Genomic DNA, 14,166 nt, shown 5'->3' with positions numbered 1-14,166 from the left:
ATAGCAGCCTCTCTGAATAGGACAGAGGGGGATTTCGCTCGATGAGCAAGACTATATCGGCCACATCATTCCTGGCGCTTGGCTGCGTCGGCGCGCTGGCATTCACCAGCACTGGCCATGCGCAGGAGCAAGCGCCCAAATTGGGCGGCATGACCGTCACCGACACCGCGCTCGACGAGCCCACAGTGAAGGTCGAACAGGCGGAATCGCCCAAATATGTCCGGCCCCTGCTCGACATGCCGCAAACGATCACCGTCATCGGCAACCAGACCATCCAGAAGCAGAATCTGCTCACGCTGCGTGATGTTCTGTCGACCATTCCGGGCATTACGTTCGGCGCGGGCGAAGGCGGCGGCGGCTATGGCGACAATATCAACCTGCGCGGCCAGAGCGCCAATACCGACATCAGCATCGACGGCGTGCGCGACAGCGCGCAATATAGCCGCACCGACCCCTTCAACATCGAACAGATCGAAGTCACCAACGGCGCCAACTCCGTTTATGGCGGGTCGGGCGCAATCGGCGGCAACATCAATATCGTGACGAAGCGGCCCAAGGGCTATGACGAAACGCTGGTCCAGGCCGGCATCGGCACGTCCGACTATTATCGCGCGACGATCGACAGCAATGTGCGCGTGTCGGATTTCGCAGCGGTCCGCCTCAACGCCATGTATCATGAAAATGATGTGCCGCGCCGGGATCATGACCGGTATGAGCGCTGGGGCGTCGCCCCTTCGGTAAAGTTCGGGCTGGATGGTCCGACTTCGCTGACGCTGCTCTACACCCATCAGGAAGATGAGAACACGCCGCTCTATGGCGTGCCCTATTACAAGAATGGCGTGTATGACGGCCCGCTGCCCGGTGCGCCCTATAGCGGCTATTATGGCTACAAGAATATCGACCGGCAGGACCAGACGATCGATCAGGCCACGGCGATCTTCGACCATCGCTTCAGCGACGTCTTCTCGATCCGCAACCTGTCGCGGTGGCAGCGTGTCGAGCAGCAGCTGGTGGTCAACCCGCCGCAGGGCACCTATTGCCTCGCCAACGGCACGCTGCCGAGCGGCGCCGCCTGCGGGAGGGGCCAGCTGCCCGGCACCTATTATCCCAGCGGCCCGCGCGGCGGCTTCCGCAACAGCGAGAACCAGACGCTCTACAACCAGCTGGACCTGACCTTCTCCATCCCCGGCGGCCATTCGCTGGTGCTCGGCACGTCGGCGCTTCAGGAGGACTATGTTCTCGACAATGGCAACGTCCTGCGGAACGCGGGCGGCGCCACGCCCAATCCGGCGCTTGACCCCATCAGCATAGGCAATCCCGACGGCATCTATACCGGTCCGGTGAACGCCGTCCGCACCGGCCATCAGGACGGGGACTTGTTCAACATCGCTGCCTATGCCTTCGCGGCGGTCAAGATCGTCGACCAACTGGAGCTGAACGGCGGCGTTCGCTACGAGCATAATCGCGCCAGCTTCCGTTCGGACACAATCACCCCGTCGGCGCTGCCGATCCCGGCGGGCCAGGCCACGCGCTACCTTGCCGGGGGCCGGCAGGATTCTAGCGACGACCTCTTCTCCTACCGCATCGGCCTGGTCTTCAAGCCGGCGGACAATGTCAGTCTTTATGTCGCCTATGGCAATTCGCGGAACCCGACCAGCACCACGGTCCGCTCGGGCTGCGGCGTTGCGGCCGCGGCGAACCTGAACATCGATCCGTGCGATCTGTCGCCCGAACAGGCGAAGAATTACGAGGTCGGGGGCAAAATCGACCTGTTTCAGGGCGGACTGCAACTGACCGCTGCGCTGTTCCGCAACGAACGCACCAATTACCGCGTGACCAGCAACGATCCCTTCGTCGGCAACCTGCCGGTGGGTGATGGGCGCAACAAGGTCGACGGCATCACGCTCGGCGCTTCGGGCAATGTCACGCCAGAATGGACGATCTTCGCCAACTACACCTATCTTGACAGCAAGGTGAAGCAGTCGATCTCTGACTATTGCCTCGAAAATCCCAATGCGAGCTTCACGCCGCCTGGCACGACCACGGCGCTGACCTGCCCCGCCCTGGATCCGCAGGCGGGCAATCCGATGACCAACACGCCGAAACATTCGGGCAGCCTGTTCACCACCTACAACCTGCCGTTCGGCCTGCAACTGGGCTACGGCCTGACCTATCAGGGCAGCTTCTATCTGGCCAACGTGACCGGCGCGCCGATGTATAAGTCCGATTCCTACCTGGTCCACCGCGCCATGCTGTCCTACCCGATCACGGACAAGTTCAGCGCGCAGCTCAACGTGCAGAATTTCACCAACGAGAAATATTATACCAGCATCCGCAACAACGGCTGGGCCAATCCCGGGGAGGGGCGGTCCTGGGTGCTGACGCTGGGCTACAAACTCTGATCACGGCTTTCCCCGGCAGTCCCGGCCGGGGTCCGGACGGGCGGCGATGCACTCACTTCCTCCTCGGGTCGCCGCCCGTCCATCCCCTGGTTCTGTGACGCAATTGATTCGCATTATTGATCGCGCTATGGCGAGCGAGCACGGGTAGGGAGGCGCTTTCATGCTGCAGATGGCGAGCCGCAACAGCAATGGAGACGTCCCATCGCCCACTGACGCGCTTGCCCTGGTGCCCTCGCACCCTGCGCCCGTATTCGCTTCGGCAAGCGGTGGCGCAAGCCGCTACGGGCAGGGCGCGCGGCCGAACATCGCCGCCGTCGCCGCGATCCTGCTGGTCCATGCCGCGCTGATCGGCGCGGTGCTTCAGGCCCGCTCGCAAGTTCGTAAGGCGCAGGAGACGCGACTGACGGTCGTCAACCTCACCGCAGCGCCGCCGCCACCCGCGGCTGAGACGCCCCCACCGCCGCCGGCAACGCCGCAGGTCGTAGCGCCGCCGCCGATCGTACGAACGCCGACGGCAACCCCTCCCGCTATCCAGACCATCCCTGATCCCGTGCCGGTAGCCGCTCCGGTTCCTCTCGCCATGATCACGCCTGCACCGGCGCCGGCGCCACCCGCTCCGCCTGCGCCGCCCAGCCTCATCCAGGCAGGCGACCTCGGCACGCAGATGGTCTCCGGCAAGCCGCCGCGCTACCCGATCGAAAGCCGGCGCAAGCGCGAGCAGGGAACGGTCGTCCTGGCCTTGACGCTTGGCGTCGACGGCTCGGTCGAAAGCATTGCCATCAACCGCAGCAGCGGTCATGCCCGGCTGGACAGCGCCGCGCGCGACGCGGTGCGCGGTTGGCGGTGGCAGCCGACGATCCGGAGCGGTCAGCCGGTTCGCGTCCGCGGCATCGTCGAAATTCCCTTCATCCTGCGCGGCGACGCGCTGACCGGTTGAACCCCACGCATGCTGATTCCCATTCCCGACCTTCTCGACGCTGACGGCGTCGCCGCCATTCGCGCGCTGATTGATGCCGCCGACTGGGTGGATGGCAATGTCACTTCGGGGCACCAGTCGGCCCTTGCCAAGCGCAACCTGCAACTGCCCGAAGAGTCGCCGGCGGCTCGCCAGGCGGGGCAGATGGTGCTGGACGCGCTCGGCCGCTCGCCGCTCTTCATCGCCGCGGCGCTGCCGCTGCGGATCTTTCCGCCGCTCTTCAACAGCTATGCCGGTGGGCAGTCCTTTGGCGTCCATGTCGACAATGCCGTGCGCATCCAGGCCGGGACCGGTCTGCGCGTCCGGTCGGACCTCTCGATCACGCTCTTTCTGGAGCCGCCCGAAGCCTATGGGGGCGGCGAACTGACGGTCGAGACGCAATTTGGCGTGCAGCAGGTGAAGCTGCCCGCCGGCCATGCGGTTCTCTATCCCTCATCCTCGCTCCATCGGGTGGAGCCGGTGACGGCCGGGCGCCGCGTCGCCAGCTTCTTCTGGCTGCAATCGATGATCCGCGACGATGGCGCGCGGCAGATGCTGTTCGACCTCGATCGCAGCGTGCAGGGCGTCGCGGCGCAGCTGGGGCAGGGCCATGCCGAGGTGATCCGCCTGACCGGCGTCTATCATAATCTGCTGCGCCGCTGGGCGGACGTCTGATCCGCCCGGCAGGTCTCAGATGTCCTGCGCGATGCGCGCATAGAGTTCCGGCCGGCGATCGCGGAAGAAGCCCATGCCGGCGCGATGGATGCGTGCGCGCTCCAGGTCAAGCGTCGCCACCAGCGCCCCATGGTCCCGGGCGCCCGCTTCCGACACGAAGTCGCCCCATTCGTCGCTGACGAAGCTGTGGCCATAGAATGTCTGGCCCTCTTCCTCGCCGATGCGGTTGGCCGCGATCACGGGCATGCAGTTGGACACCGCATGGCCGATCATCGCGCGGCGCCACATGCGGCTGGTGTCGAGGTCCGCATCATAGGGTTCGGAGCCGATCGCGGTGGGGTAGAACAGCATCTCCGCGCCCATCAGCGCCATGCAGCGGGCGGTTTCGGGATACCATTGGTCCCAGCAGATGCCGACGCCGATCGTGCCGTAGCGGGTGTTCCATACCTTGAAGCCGCTATTGCCGGGGCGGAAATAATATTTTTCCTCATAGCCCGGCCCGTCGGGAATATGACTCTTGCGATAGACGCCCATGATCTCGCCCTGGTCGTCGATCATGGCGAGCGAATTATAATAATGCTGGCCGTCGCGCTCGAAAAAGCTGGTCGGGATATAGACGCTCAGATCCTTGGCCAGCTTGCGCATTTCCTGCACGGCTGGATGGCTGTCGGTCGGCTGCGCGGCGGCGAACAGCGCCTCGTCCTCCACCCGGCAGAAATAGGGGCCTTCGAACAATTCGGGCGGCAAGATGATCTTGGCGCCGCGCGCCGCCGCCTTGGTCACATGATCGGCGACCAGCGCGACATTGTCGGCCATGTCGTCGGAAAAGGCGAGCTGAAGGGCGGCAACGGTAACCTTGGTCATTCTTCTGTCCCGATCGATCAGAGCGATGGCATCTGCTGGCTGCAGCAATGGAAGCTGCCGCCGCCCGACAATATGGCGTCGCTGCGCAATCCTACAATCTCCCTGCCCGGAAAGAAGGGACGGAAGGCATCGAGCGCCGCCTGGTCATTGGGTTGGCCATAGATGGGAACGATGACGGCGGCGTTGCCGACATAGAAGTTCATGTAGCTCGCCGGGATGGGCGCGCCATCAACCAGCACCAGGCCGGGCGAGGGGATGTCGACCACCTCCAGCCCATGCGCCTGTGCGCGGGCGCGGGCGTCGGCATAGACGTTTGCATTGGGATCATCCTGCGTCGTCGCGATCGGCAGCGCCAGCATGCCGGGCGCCACAAAGCGGGCGAGATTGTCGACATGCCCGTCAGTATGATCGTTCATCAGCCCGTCGCCCAGCCATAGCATGTCGCACAGGCCCAGGCTTCCCGCCAGCAGCGTCTCGATCTTGCCGCGGTCCAGGTCAGGATTGCGGTTGGGGTTGAGCAGGCATTGCTCGGTCGTGACGAACAGGCCCGTCCCATCGGTGTCGATCGCGCCGCCTTCGAACACCCAATGCTGCGTCGATGTCGGCAGCCCCGTCGTCGCCGCCAGCCGCGCGCCGATATCCTCGTCGCCCGGCATCTGATATTTGCCGCCCCAGCCATTGAAGCTGAAATCGACCAGCGCTCGCGCGCCTTCGCCGTTCAGCACGGCGATCGGCGCGGTGTCGCGCAGCCATACGTCGCCCAGTTTCGCGACAACGATCGCGACAGATGGATCAACCAGCGCGCGCGCCGCCCCCGCATCCGCCTCATGCGCGACGACGAGCCGCACCTCCTCGCCCTTGCCACCGGCGTGCAGCGCATTGGCGAAGGCTGCGATCTGGCCTCGCGCGGCATCGAAAGCGTCCGGCCATTCGTCGGGGTTGGTCGGAAAGCCGATCCAGGTCCAGTCGTGCGGCGCCCATTCGGCAGGCATGCGGAAGGTCATGAGCAATATCCTTGCCCGGCCCGGCGCGCCGGACCATGATGGAGGGGATGTGATGCGCGCTCCATAACGCGCGATGACGGGTCTGGACAGGGGGTCGCGATGACGAAGCTAATGCCGGCGCTGGCCTATGGCCTGCTCCTGTCGCTTTCGCTGTCGGGCAAGGCGCGCGCGGGGGACCTGCCGGAATGGCTGACCGGCGAATGGATCCAGCAGCGGGGCGATAGCTGGGCGGAGGAGGTCTGGACGCTGCCGCGCGGCGGCACGATGATCGGCGTGGGTCGGAACGGGCGCGGCGAAAGCCAGCTCGGCTGGGAAGTGCTGCGCCTGGTGCGCGCGGCCGACGGCACGCTGACGCTGCATGCCGCGCCCGAGGGCGGCGAGCCGACGATGTTCGTGCTGGTCGAACAGGGCGTGCGCGACATCAGCTTCGCCAATCCCGATCATGATTATCCCCAGCGCATCCGCTACTGGCGCGAAGGCCGCCTGCTGATGGCGGAAACATCGAAGATGGACGGTAGCGGAACCCAAAGCTGGACCTACGCTCCGGCCGGGGAGTAGGTCCAGGGGCCTGGCTTACTTCCCCGCGCGGTCCTTGTCGCGGATGGCGCGGAATTCGTCGCCTTCCACCCAGTTGGGCCAGTCGCTCGTGTCGGCCAGCGCGCGGCCCACGTCATAATAGAGCTTCAGGTCGGCGGCTACGCCGGTCCAGTCCCAATTGGGATCATATTCGTCCTTGGGGCCATGATAGCGGTTTTTGGTATAATCCTCGGCCGCGGCCATGCCCGCCGCCGTGCCGCCATTCACCAGATCCTCGCCGCCCTCGAAATAGAGCATCGGCAGGCCATGCTTGGCGAAGCTGAAATGGTCGGAGCGATAATAATAGCCCTTTTCCGGCGTCGGCTCCAGCGTGGCGACGCGGCCCTGCGCCGCCAGTGCGCGGTCGAGATAGGCGTCGAGCTGCGACTTGCCCTTGCCGATCACCACCACATTCCGGGCGAGTCCGGAGACGCTGAGCGCGTCCATGTTGACGCCGCCAACGGTCCTGGCGAAGGGGAAGACGGGGTTCTCGCCATAATAGGCCGAACCCAGCAGGCCCGATTCCTCTGCCGTCACCGCCAGGAACACCTGGCTGCGGTCGGTCGGCCCGGCCTTCACATTGGCTTCCGCCAGCGCGACCAGCGCGGCGGTGCCAGTGGCGTTGTCGACCGCGCCGTTGCAGATGTCGTCACCGTCGGGCGCCGCCTGGCAGCGGCCCAGATGATCCCAATGCGCGCTGTAGAGCACATATTCGTCCGGGCGGGTTTTGCCCGGCAGCAACGCGACGACATTTTTCGAGCTATGCTTGCGCAAGTCGTTGTCGAAGGAGACGTTCGCCTTCACGCCGGCCAGAGGCACGGCCTTGAAGCCGGGCTGCTTGGCGGCCCGCATCTGCGCGTCAAGGTCCATGCCCGCGCTGGCGAACAGCGCCTGCGCCTTGTCCTTCTGGATCCAGCCGATCGCGGTGGACTGGTCAGCATTGCCATTGGCGCTGTCGGCGACATGCTGCGCGCCGGTCCAGCTCGACTGCACGACATTCCAGCCATAGGCGGCGGGCACCGTGTCATGGACGATGATCGCGGCGGCTGCGCCCTGGCGCGCGGCTTCCTCATATTTGTAGGTCCAGCGGCCATAATAGGTCATCGCGCGGCCGTTGAAGGTGCCGGTCAGGCCGGTCGTCTCGTAATCGGGATCATTCACCAGGATGATGACGGTCTTCCCCTTCACATCCACGCCGGCATAGTCGTTCCAGCCCTTTTCCGGGGCGTTGATGCCATAGCCCACGAAGACGACGGGGCTGTCCTTGACCGCAATATGCGGCTGGGTCGTGCGATAGGTGCCGATCACCATTTCGGGGCCATAGGCGGCGGTGACGGGGGCTTTGCCGCCGGTGAAGGTCAGCGTCGAGACATTCTTCGCGGTGATCTCGACCAGCGGGACATCCTGGAACCAGCTGCCGTTATTGCCGGGCTTCAGGCCCAGCTTCGCGAATTCGGCGGAGAGCAGCGCCAGCGTCTTCTCCTCGCCCGCCGATCCGGGCGCGCGCCCTTCATAGGCGTCGGACGACAGTTCCTGCACGAGCCGCTTCATCGTGTCGACCGAGGGGCTTGCGGCGGCGGCCGCCGGCTGCGCGGAGGCGCTGGCGGGCGAAGTGTCGGACATGGTCGTGCAGGCCGGCAGGGCCAGGAGGATGGCGATCGCCAGAATGGAGCTGCGCATGATGAGATCCCTTTTTCTTATCGATGCCGGGGTGATGCCACCGGCCAGCGGCAAGGGCAAGGAAGACGCACGCTTCGAGAAACGGGGCGACACCGGGAACGGCAACGTCGTCCGGCGAGCGTCATGACAGGGCGGCCGGTGGTTCCGCGGCGCGCTTGACGGGCGGCGGCAACCGGCCTAGCCGCTCGCTCTGCCGGATGTAATGGATGTTACATAATAGCGGACGTCGCGGCAGGAACGGGTCGGCTCACCAGGAGAGCGAGTGGCGGCCCTGCTGGGGATATTCTATGCTGTTGCCGGCCGTTGCCGCAGGAATGATGATGATGGGCGCTGTGGCGCAGGACGAAGCGCCGCCGGCGACCGTGGTCGGCCCGCCGCCCGCTGCGCAGCCAATGGCCGCGCCTGCGCCGCAGCCGGTAGAACCGCCCGCCGCGGATGCCGAGGAGCCGGTGCAGGACATCGTCGTCACGGGCGAGAAGGGCGCGCCGCCGGGCGATCCGCTGGAGCAGCTGAACGCCAAGAGCTTCGAGGCGGTGCAGTCCGTCGACAAGGCGGTGGTCGAGCCGGTGGCCAAGGCTTATAACAAGGGCCTGCCCCGGCCGGTGCGAAAGGGGCTTCGCAATTTCTTCTCGAACCTGGGCGAGCCGATCGTCTTTGCAGCCTATATGCTGCAGCTGAAGCCCGGCAAGGCGGCCGAGACGGCGGGGCGCTTCGGCGTCAATTCGACGCTGGGCTTCCTGGGGCTGTTCGACGTGGCGCGGCGCAAGCCCTTCCACCTGCCGCACCGGAATAATGGCCTGGCCAACACGCTGGGCTATTATGGCGTCGGACCCGGCCCGTATATGTATCTGCCGGTCGTCGGCCCGACCACGCTGCGGGACATTGTCGGCGACACGGTGGGCAAGATGATCCTGCCCATGGCCGTGGGCGATCCGTTCAACAAGCCGACCTATGTAATACCCGCGACCGTGCTCAACCAGCTGGGCGAGCGGGCGGCGTTCGACGAGACGATCCAGGACCTGCGCAAGCAGGATGATCCCTATGCCAGCTATCGCGACCTGTATCTGAAGCAGAGGCAGGCGGAGATCGACGCGCTGCACGGGCGGGCGCCGGCCGAGCCGATCGTGCCGGTCTATGGGCCGGGGATCAAGACGCCGGGCAACGCGCAGGCCGCGTCCGACACCAATTGAGCCTGCGGTTCATGAGGCGGGACACATGTCCCGCCTCATGTCGCATCAGCGTCCCAGCAGCCCGCGCGCCTGTCCGGCGATTTCCGCCAGCATGGCGACATTGGGGTTGGCCGCGGCCTTGGCCCGTTGGACCAGCGTGCGGAACTGGCGGATGCGCGGTCCCTTGGCCTTCAGCCATTCCTCGACATGGGCGGAAACATCCTGGCCCTTTGCTTGCGCCAGGAAGTCGAGCCGCACCTGCTGCATGTCGCGCGCCACGCCGGAGATGAGCAGCCGCTCCCAAGGGTCGGACGGCTCCATGCGCGCTGCGGTGGACTGCACCCAGTCGATGCCGACGGCCTCGCCCAGATGGGTGAAGGCGCGGGTCAGCAGCAGCTCGTCCACATCCATCCGCGCGGCGAGTGCGGCAATGCCCACGGCGCCGTCCAGCTTGAACAGCCCCGACGCGCGGCGCGCCAGCCCTTCGGGCGCGCCGAGGCCGAGCAGCCGGTCAGTCACGCCGCTGGTGCGCCGCTGCGCCTCGCTGGTCAGCAGGTCGTCGACCTGCGAGGCGAGCTTGTGCACGCCGGGAACCAGCCGTTCATGCCCCTGCGCCGGCAGCGTACCGGCGGGCAGGGCGCGCAAGATATCGGCGATCTGCGCGCGCATCCCGCTGGCGACGGTGGCGAAGAGGCCAAGGCGCGCATCCTCGCTCATGTCGGCCGCGTCGATATCCGCCCACAGCTCGCCAATGCCGTAGAGGCGCTCGGCGATCAGGAAGGCGTTGGCGAGATCGGCGAGCGAGCAGCCTTCCTCCTCGGCCAGTTCGAACGGGTGGATAAGGCCCAGCCGATTGACAATCCGGTTCGCCACCTTGGTCGCGATGATTTCCTTGCGCAGCGCATGGGCGGCGATGGCATCGGCTTCCTTGTCCTGCATCGCCGGGGGGAAGGCCGCCATCAGTTCGCCGATCATGCTGTCGTCGCTGGCAAGGTCGCCATGCTCGATCGCGTCCTGCAGCGCCAGCTTGGCGGTGGAAAGCAGTACCGCCAGTTCCGGCCGCGTCAGGCCCTGGCCATCCTGGCCGCGCCGGAGCAGCTGGTCATTGGCGGCCAATCCTTCGACCTGGCGATCGAGGCGGCCCGATTCCTCGAAGGTTTCGATGAGCCGGACATAGCTCGCCAGATCGTCGCCGCCGCCGGCTTCCGCGATGGAGAGGCCGAGCGCCTGGAGCCGGTTATCCTCCAGCACCAGGTCGGCGACCGCATCGGTCATGCTTTCCAGCAGGGCGTTGCGCGCGTCGAAGGGCAGGCGGCCTTCGGCCATCTCCTTGTTGAGCGCGATCTTGATGTTGACCTCATTGTCCGAACAATCGACGCCGGCACTATTGTCGATGAAGTCGGTATTGATGCGCCCACCCTTGAGCGAGAAGGCGATGCGGCCCGCCTGGGTGACGCCCAGGTTCGCGCCTTCGCCGATCACGCGCACGCGCAACTGCTCGGCGTTGACACGCAGCCGGTCGTTGGCCGGATCGCCGACATCGCCCTGGCTTTGCGCGGCGGCCTTCACATAGGTGCCGATGCCGCCGAACCAGAGCAGGTCGGCCGGCGCCTTGAGGATGGCGGAAATAAGCGCGGAGGGCTCCATCTCCGCGTCGGTGACGTCCAGTATCGCCTGCATCTCGGGCGTCAGCGCGATGCGCTTCAGACTGCGCGAGAAGACGCCGCCGCCCTTGGAGATGAGCGACTTGTCATAATCTTCCCAGCTGGAGCGCGGCAGCTGGAAGAGGCGGTTGCGCTCCTCCCAGCTGCGCGCGGGATCGGGCGTCGGATCGAGGAAGATATGGCGATGATCGAAGGCGGCGACCAGCTTGATCGCCTTGCTCAGCAGCATGCCATTGCCGAACACGTCGCCCGACATGTCGCCGCAACCGACAACGCTGACCGGCTCGCTCTGCACGTCGATGCCCATTTCGGCGAAATGACGCTGCACCGAAATCCATGCGCCGCGAGCGGTGATGCCCATCGCCTTATGGTCATAGCCGTTGGAGCCGCCGCTGGCGAAGGCATCGCCAAGCCAGAAGTCGCGATCCTGCGCAATCGCATTGGCGACGTCGCTGAAGGTCGCGGTCCCCTTGTCCGCGGCGACGACGAAATAAGGATCGTCGCCGTCGCGCACGACGACGTCGGCCGGATGCGTGACATTGCCCTGCACGATATTGTCGGTGACCGACAGCAGCGCGCGGATGAAGATGCGGTAGCTTTCCGTGCCTTCGGCCAGCCAGGCGTCCCGGTCGACCTGCGGGCTGGGCAGCTGCTTGGGATAGAAGCCGCCCTTCGCGCCGGTCGGCACGATGACCGCGTTCTTGACTCGCTGCGCCTTCATGAGGCCCAGAATTTCGGTGCGGAAATCGTCGCGCCGGTCCGACCAGCGCAGGCCGCCGCGAGCGACCGGCCCGGCGCGCAGGTGGATGCCCTCGACGCGCGGGCTGTACACCCAGATCTCACGCCACGGCAGCGGCGCCGGCAGGCCCGGAATTTGCGCGCTGTCCAGCTTGAAGGCGAGCGCCTCGGCGGCGGCCGCGCCGAAGAAATTGGTGCGCAGCGTCGCGTCGATCACCGCGCGCAGCAGGCGCAGGACCCGATCCTCGTCGATCGCCGTGACTTGTTCCAAGCCTGCGTCGATCGCCGCTTCGGCCGCCGCGATGCGCTCCTGCGCATCGGTCTGGGCTGCCGGATCATGCAGCGCCTCGAACAGGGCGACGAGGTTCAGCGTCACATCCTGCGCGCGGCGCAGCGTCTCGGCGAAGGTCGCCATCCCGTAGGCGACGCCGGTCTGGCGCAGATAGCGATATAGGGCGCGGAACAGCACGACCGACCGGGGCGACAGGCCGGCGGTAACGATCAGCTCGTTGAACCGATCATTTTCCGCCCGGCCTTCCAGCACCTGCGCGATCGCTTCGGTCACCACGCTGGCGCGGTCGACCACGGCCGCGGCATCGCCGCCGGCCGGCAGCTCCAGCACGAAGCGCTGGACATGACCGAGCGCGCCGCCGTCGATCGGCGTCGTCATCTCCTCGATCACGCGGAAGCCGAAATTCTCGAACGCGGGCACCACTTCCGATAGGGCGATGGTGTCGTGGCTGTAGAGTTTCAGGCGCAGCCGCTCGACGCAATCCTCGGGATTGCGATAGATGCGGATTGACTTGTCGCCCGCGCCCGACAGGCTGTGGATCAGGCGAATGTCGATCGCGGCCTCGGCCGGCCCGGCGCCGTTGCGATAGGCAAGCGGGAAGCCGGCGGCGTAGCGCTGCGCCAGAGCCGCGGCGCGGCCGGGCTCCTCGGTCTCGGCCAGGCTCTCCTCGACGGCGGGCACCCAGCCGCGCACCATCTGCTGCAACTGGCGGTCCAGCGCCGCCGCGTCGGGAACGATGCCGCCGTCGCGCAGGTCGAGCGTGATGCGCAGCAGCGCAAGGCCGCCTTCCTCCAGTGCGATCGACCAGCTGAGCACCGGGCCGTTGGCGGCCTTCGCAAGCATGTCCTGCACTGCGACGCGGCGCGCGGTCGACAGTTCGTCGCGCGGCAGCCAGACAAAGGCATAGAGGTGACGCGCCAGCGCGCTGGTCGCGAGCGCCAGCTTCGGGCGCGGGCGATCGGTCAGCGACATGAAGGTGAGCGCCAGCCGCTCCAGCGTGTCGCGATCGAAGCCGATGGTGATGTCATGGGGCAGGGCGGTCAGCGCATGGGCCAGCGTCTTGCCGGCATGGCTCATCGGATCGAAGCCGAACTTGTCCATCAGCGTCGAGAGCGCGGAGCGCAGCAGCGGCACCTTGTCCGGCGTCGCGGCAAGACCGGAACTCGTCCACATGCCGGCGTGGATCGAAAGGGCGGTGACATCCCGGCCCGACCGGATCGGGATGATGATGAGGTCCAGCAGCACATGGCGGTGGACCCGCGACAGACGGCTGGACTTGATGATGAGCGGCGTGCGCTTGCCTTCCTCGAACCAGGTGAAGGCGGCGTCGAGCGACGCGGGCGCGATCAGGGCGCGCTCGTGGCGCGTGCAGATGCCGAGCGCCGCGCTGCTGCTGCCGTCGCGGGCGACGACTTCATGGCCGGTCTGGGTGAAATGGCGCGCCAGGAACCAGCGCAGCAGCGCCGCGCCTTCCTCGTCGGAAACGGCATCGGCATCCGCGGCCATGGCGGACTGCATCTGCGCCCAGTCGGCGACGGCGGCGCGGACATCCTCCAGCGTCTCGGACAGCGCCTTTTCGAGCGCGCGCCGCGCCTTCGCGTCCGCCCGGTCGGCTTCGATATAGATCATCGATTCGCGGCGAGCGCCCGGCGCGTCATCGTCCAGCACCGCGGACAGGGCGCCATCGGCATCGCGGGCGACGGACAGGATGGGGTGGAGCAGGCGATGGATGGTGACGTCGGCGGCCGCCATCGCATTGGCGATCGAATCCACCAGGAACGGCATGTCGTCGTTGATGATCGCCAGCCGCATGAAACGGCCAGTGGCGCCTTCGCCCAGCGTCTCAATCGCGATCGCGCTTTCGCCCGGGCGGCGGCCATTGGCGACGCGTCCCAGAAAGCCCGCCGCCGCGGCGAGCGCCGCCTGGTCCAGACCTTCGCTCTCGCCCGGTAGCGCACCCTTGCTCAGCGCGCCTTGCAGCGCCTCCAGGATGCTCGTGTCGACTTCCTTGTTCTTCGCTTCAGCCAGCGCCGTCATTCGCTCACCTCTCAACAGCGGTATCGCCCGCCCTTGTCTGAACGGAGGAGGCACTGGATGGCCGCCATGCGACTCCTCGGCTCGGGAGCGCCTATATGCGCTCCGGAGAA

At 66.3% G+C, this 14,166-nt stretch carries 10 protein-coding genes; 6 read left to right on the top strand and 4 right to left on the bottom strand.

Features of this window, described 5'->3' with window-relative positions:
- Positions 1-41 precede the first annotated feature (41 nt).
- From ACGGKE_RS06105 to ACGGKE_RS06095, 3 genes are all read left to right on the top strand, one after another.
- A complete protein-coding gene (locus ACGGKE_RS06105; protein WP_394440970.1) occupies positions 42-2,402 on the top strand; it encodes a TonB-dependent receptor in 2,361 nt (786 codons plus the stop codon).
- A gap of 160 nt (positions 2,403-2,562) precedes the next feature.
- Positions 2,563-3,339, top strand: coding sequence for an energy transducer TonB (locus ACGGKE_RS06100; protein WP_394440968.1), 777 nt, complete (start codon positions 2,563-2,565; stop codon positions 3,337-3,339).
- Positions 3,340-3,348: 9 nt separating this feature from the next.
- The gene (locus tag ACGGKE_RS06095; protein ID WP_394440966.1) at positions 3,349-4,032 is read left to right on the top strand and encodes a Fe2+-dependent dioxygenase; all 684 of its coding nucleotides are present in this window, start codon (positions 3,349-3,351) and stop codon (positions 4,030-4,032) included.
- Between the two features lie 15 nt (positions 4,033-4,047).
- Here ACGGKE_RS06095 and aguB read toward each other — a convergent pair whose 3' ends face one another.
- Both aguB and ACGGKE_RS06085 read right to left on the bottom strand, forming a co-directional pair.
- The gene (aguB, locus tag ACGGKE_RS06090; protein ID WP_394440964.1) at positions 4,048-4,896 is read right to left on the bottom strand and encodes an N-carbamoylputrescine amidase; all 849 of its coding nucleotides are present in this window, start codon (positions 4,894-4,896) and stop codon (positions 4,048-4,050) included.
- 17 nt (positions 4,897-4,913) lie between these two features.
- The gene (locus ACGGKE_RS06085) at positions 4,914-5,900 is read right to left on the bottom strand and encodes an agmatine deiminase family protein (protein WP_394440962.1); all 987 of its coding nucleotides are present in this window, start codon (positions 5,898-5,900) and stop codon (positions 4,914-4,916) included.
- 99 nt (positions 5,901-5,999) lie between these two features.
- On the opposite strand from ACGGKE_RS06085, the gene ACGGKE_RS06080 reads away from it, so the two are divergent.
- Positions 6,000-6,458 carry a DUF6265 family protein gene (locus ACGGKE_RS06080; protein WP_394440960.1) on the top strand — a complete coding sequence of 153 codons (459 nt, stop codon included), beginning with the start codon at positions 6,000-6,002 and terminating at the stop codon, positions 6,456-6,458.
- A gap of 15 nt (positions 6,459-6,473) precedes the next feature.
- Here ACGGKE_RS06080 and ACGGKE_RS06075 read toward each other — a convergent pair whose 3' ends face one another.
- Positions 6,474-8,156, bottom strand: a complete 1,683-nt coding sequence (locus ACGGKE_RS06075) for a M28 family peptidase (RefSeq protein ID WP_394440958.1) — start codon at positions 8,154-8,156, stop codon at positions 6,474-6,476.
- On the opposite strand from ACGGKE_RS06075, the gene ACGGKE_RS06070 reads away from it, so the two are divergent.
- Complete coding sequence (locus ACGGKE_RS06070; RefSeq protein WP_394440956.1) at positions 8,155-8,283, top strand: hypothetical protein; 129 nt, start codon at positions 8,155-8,157, stop codon at positions 8,281-8,283. The genes ACGGKE_RS06075 and ACGGKE_RS06070 overlap by 2 nt on opposite strands.
- A gap of 187 nt (positions 8,284-8,470) precedes the next feature.
- Complete coding sequence (locus ACGGKE_RS06065; RefSeq protein ID WP_394440954.1) at positions 8,471-9,346, top strand: VacJ family lipoprotein; 876 nt, start codon at positions 8,471-8,473, stop codon at positions 9,344-9,346.
- 45 nt (positions 9,347-9,391) lie between these two features.
- Here the strand turns inward: ACGGKE_RS06065 and ACGGKE_RS06060 are convergent, their stop codons facing one another.
- The gene (locus tag ACGGKE_RS06060; protein ID WP_394440952.1) at positions 9,392-14,056 is read right to left on the bottom strand and encodes an NAD-glutamate dehydrogenase; all 4,665 of its coding nucleotides are present in this window, start codon (positions 14,054-14,056) and stop codon (positions 9,392-9,394) included.
- Between the last annotated feature and the right edge of the window lie 110 nt (positions 14,057-14,166).

Origin of the sequence: Sphingobium naphthae (assembly GCF_043589935.1) — a bacterium.
Taxonomy (GTDB): domain Bacteria; phylum Pseudomonadota; class Alphaproteobacteria; order Sphingomonadales; family Sphingomonadaceae; genus Sphingobium; species Sphingobium naphthae_A.
The sequence above is the reverse complement of the archived record's forward strand: the minus strand, read 5'-3'. Positions and strand labels throughout refer to the sequence as shown.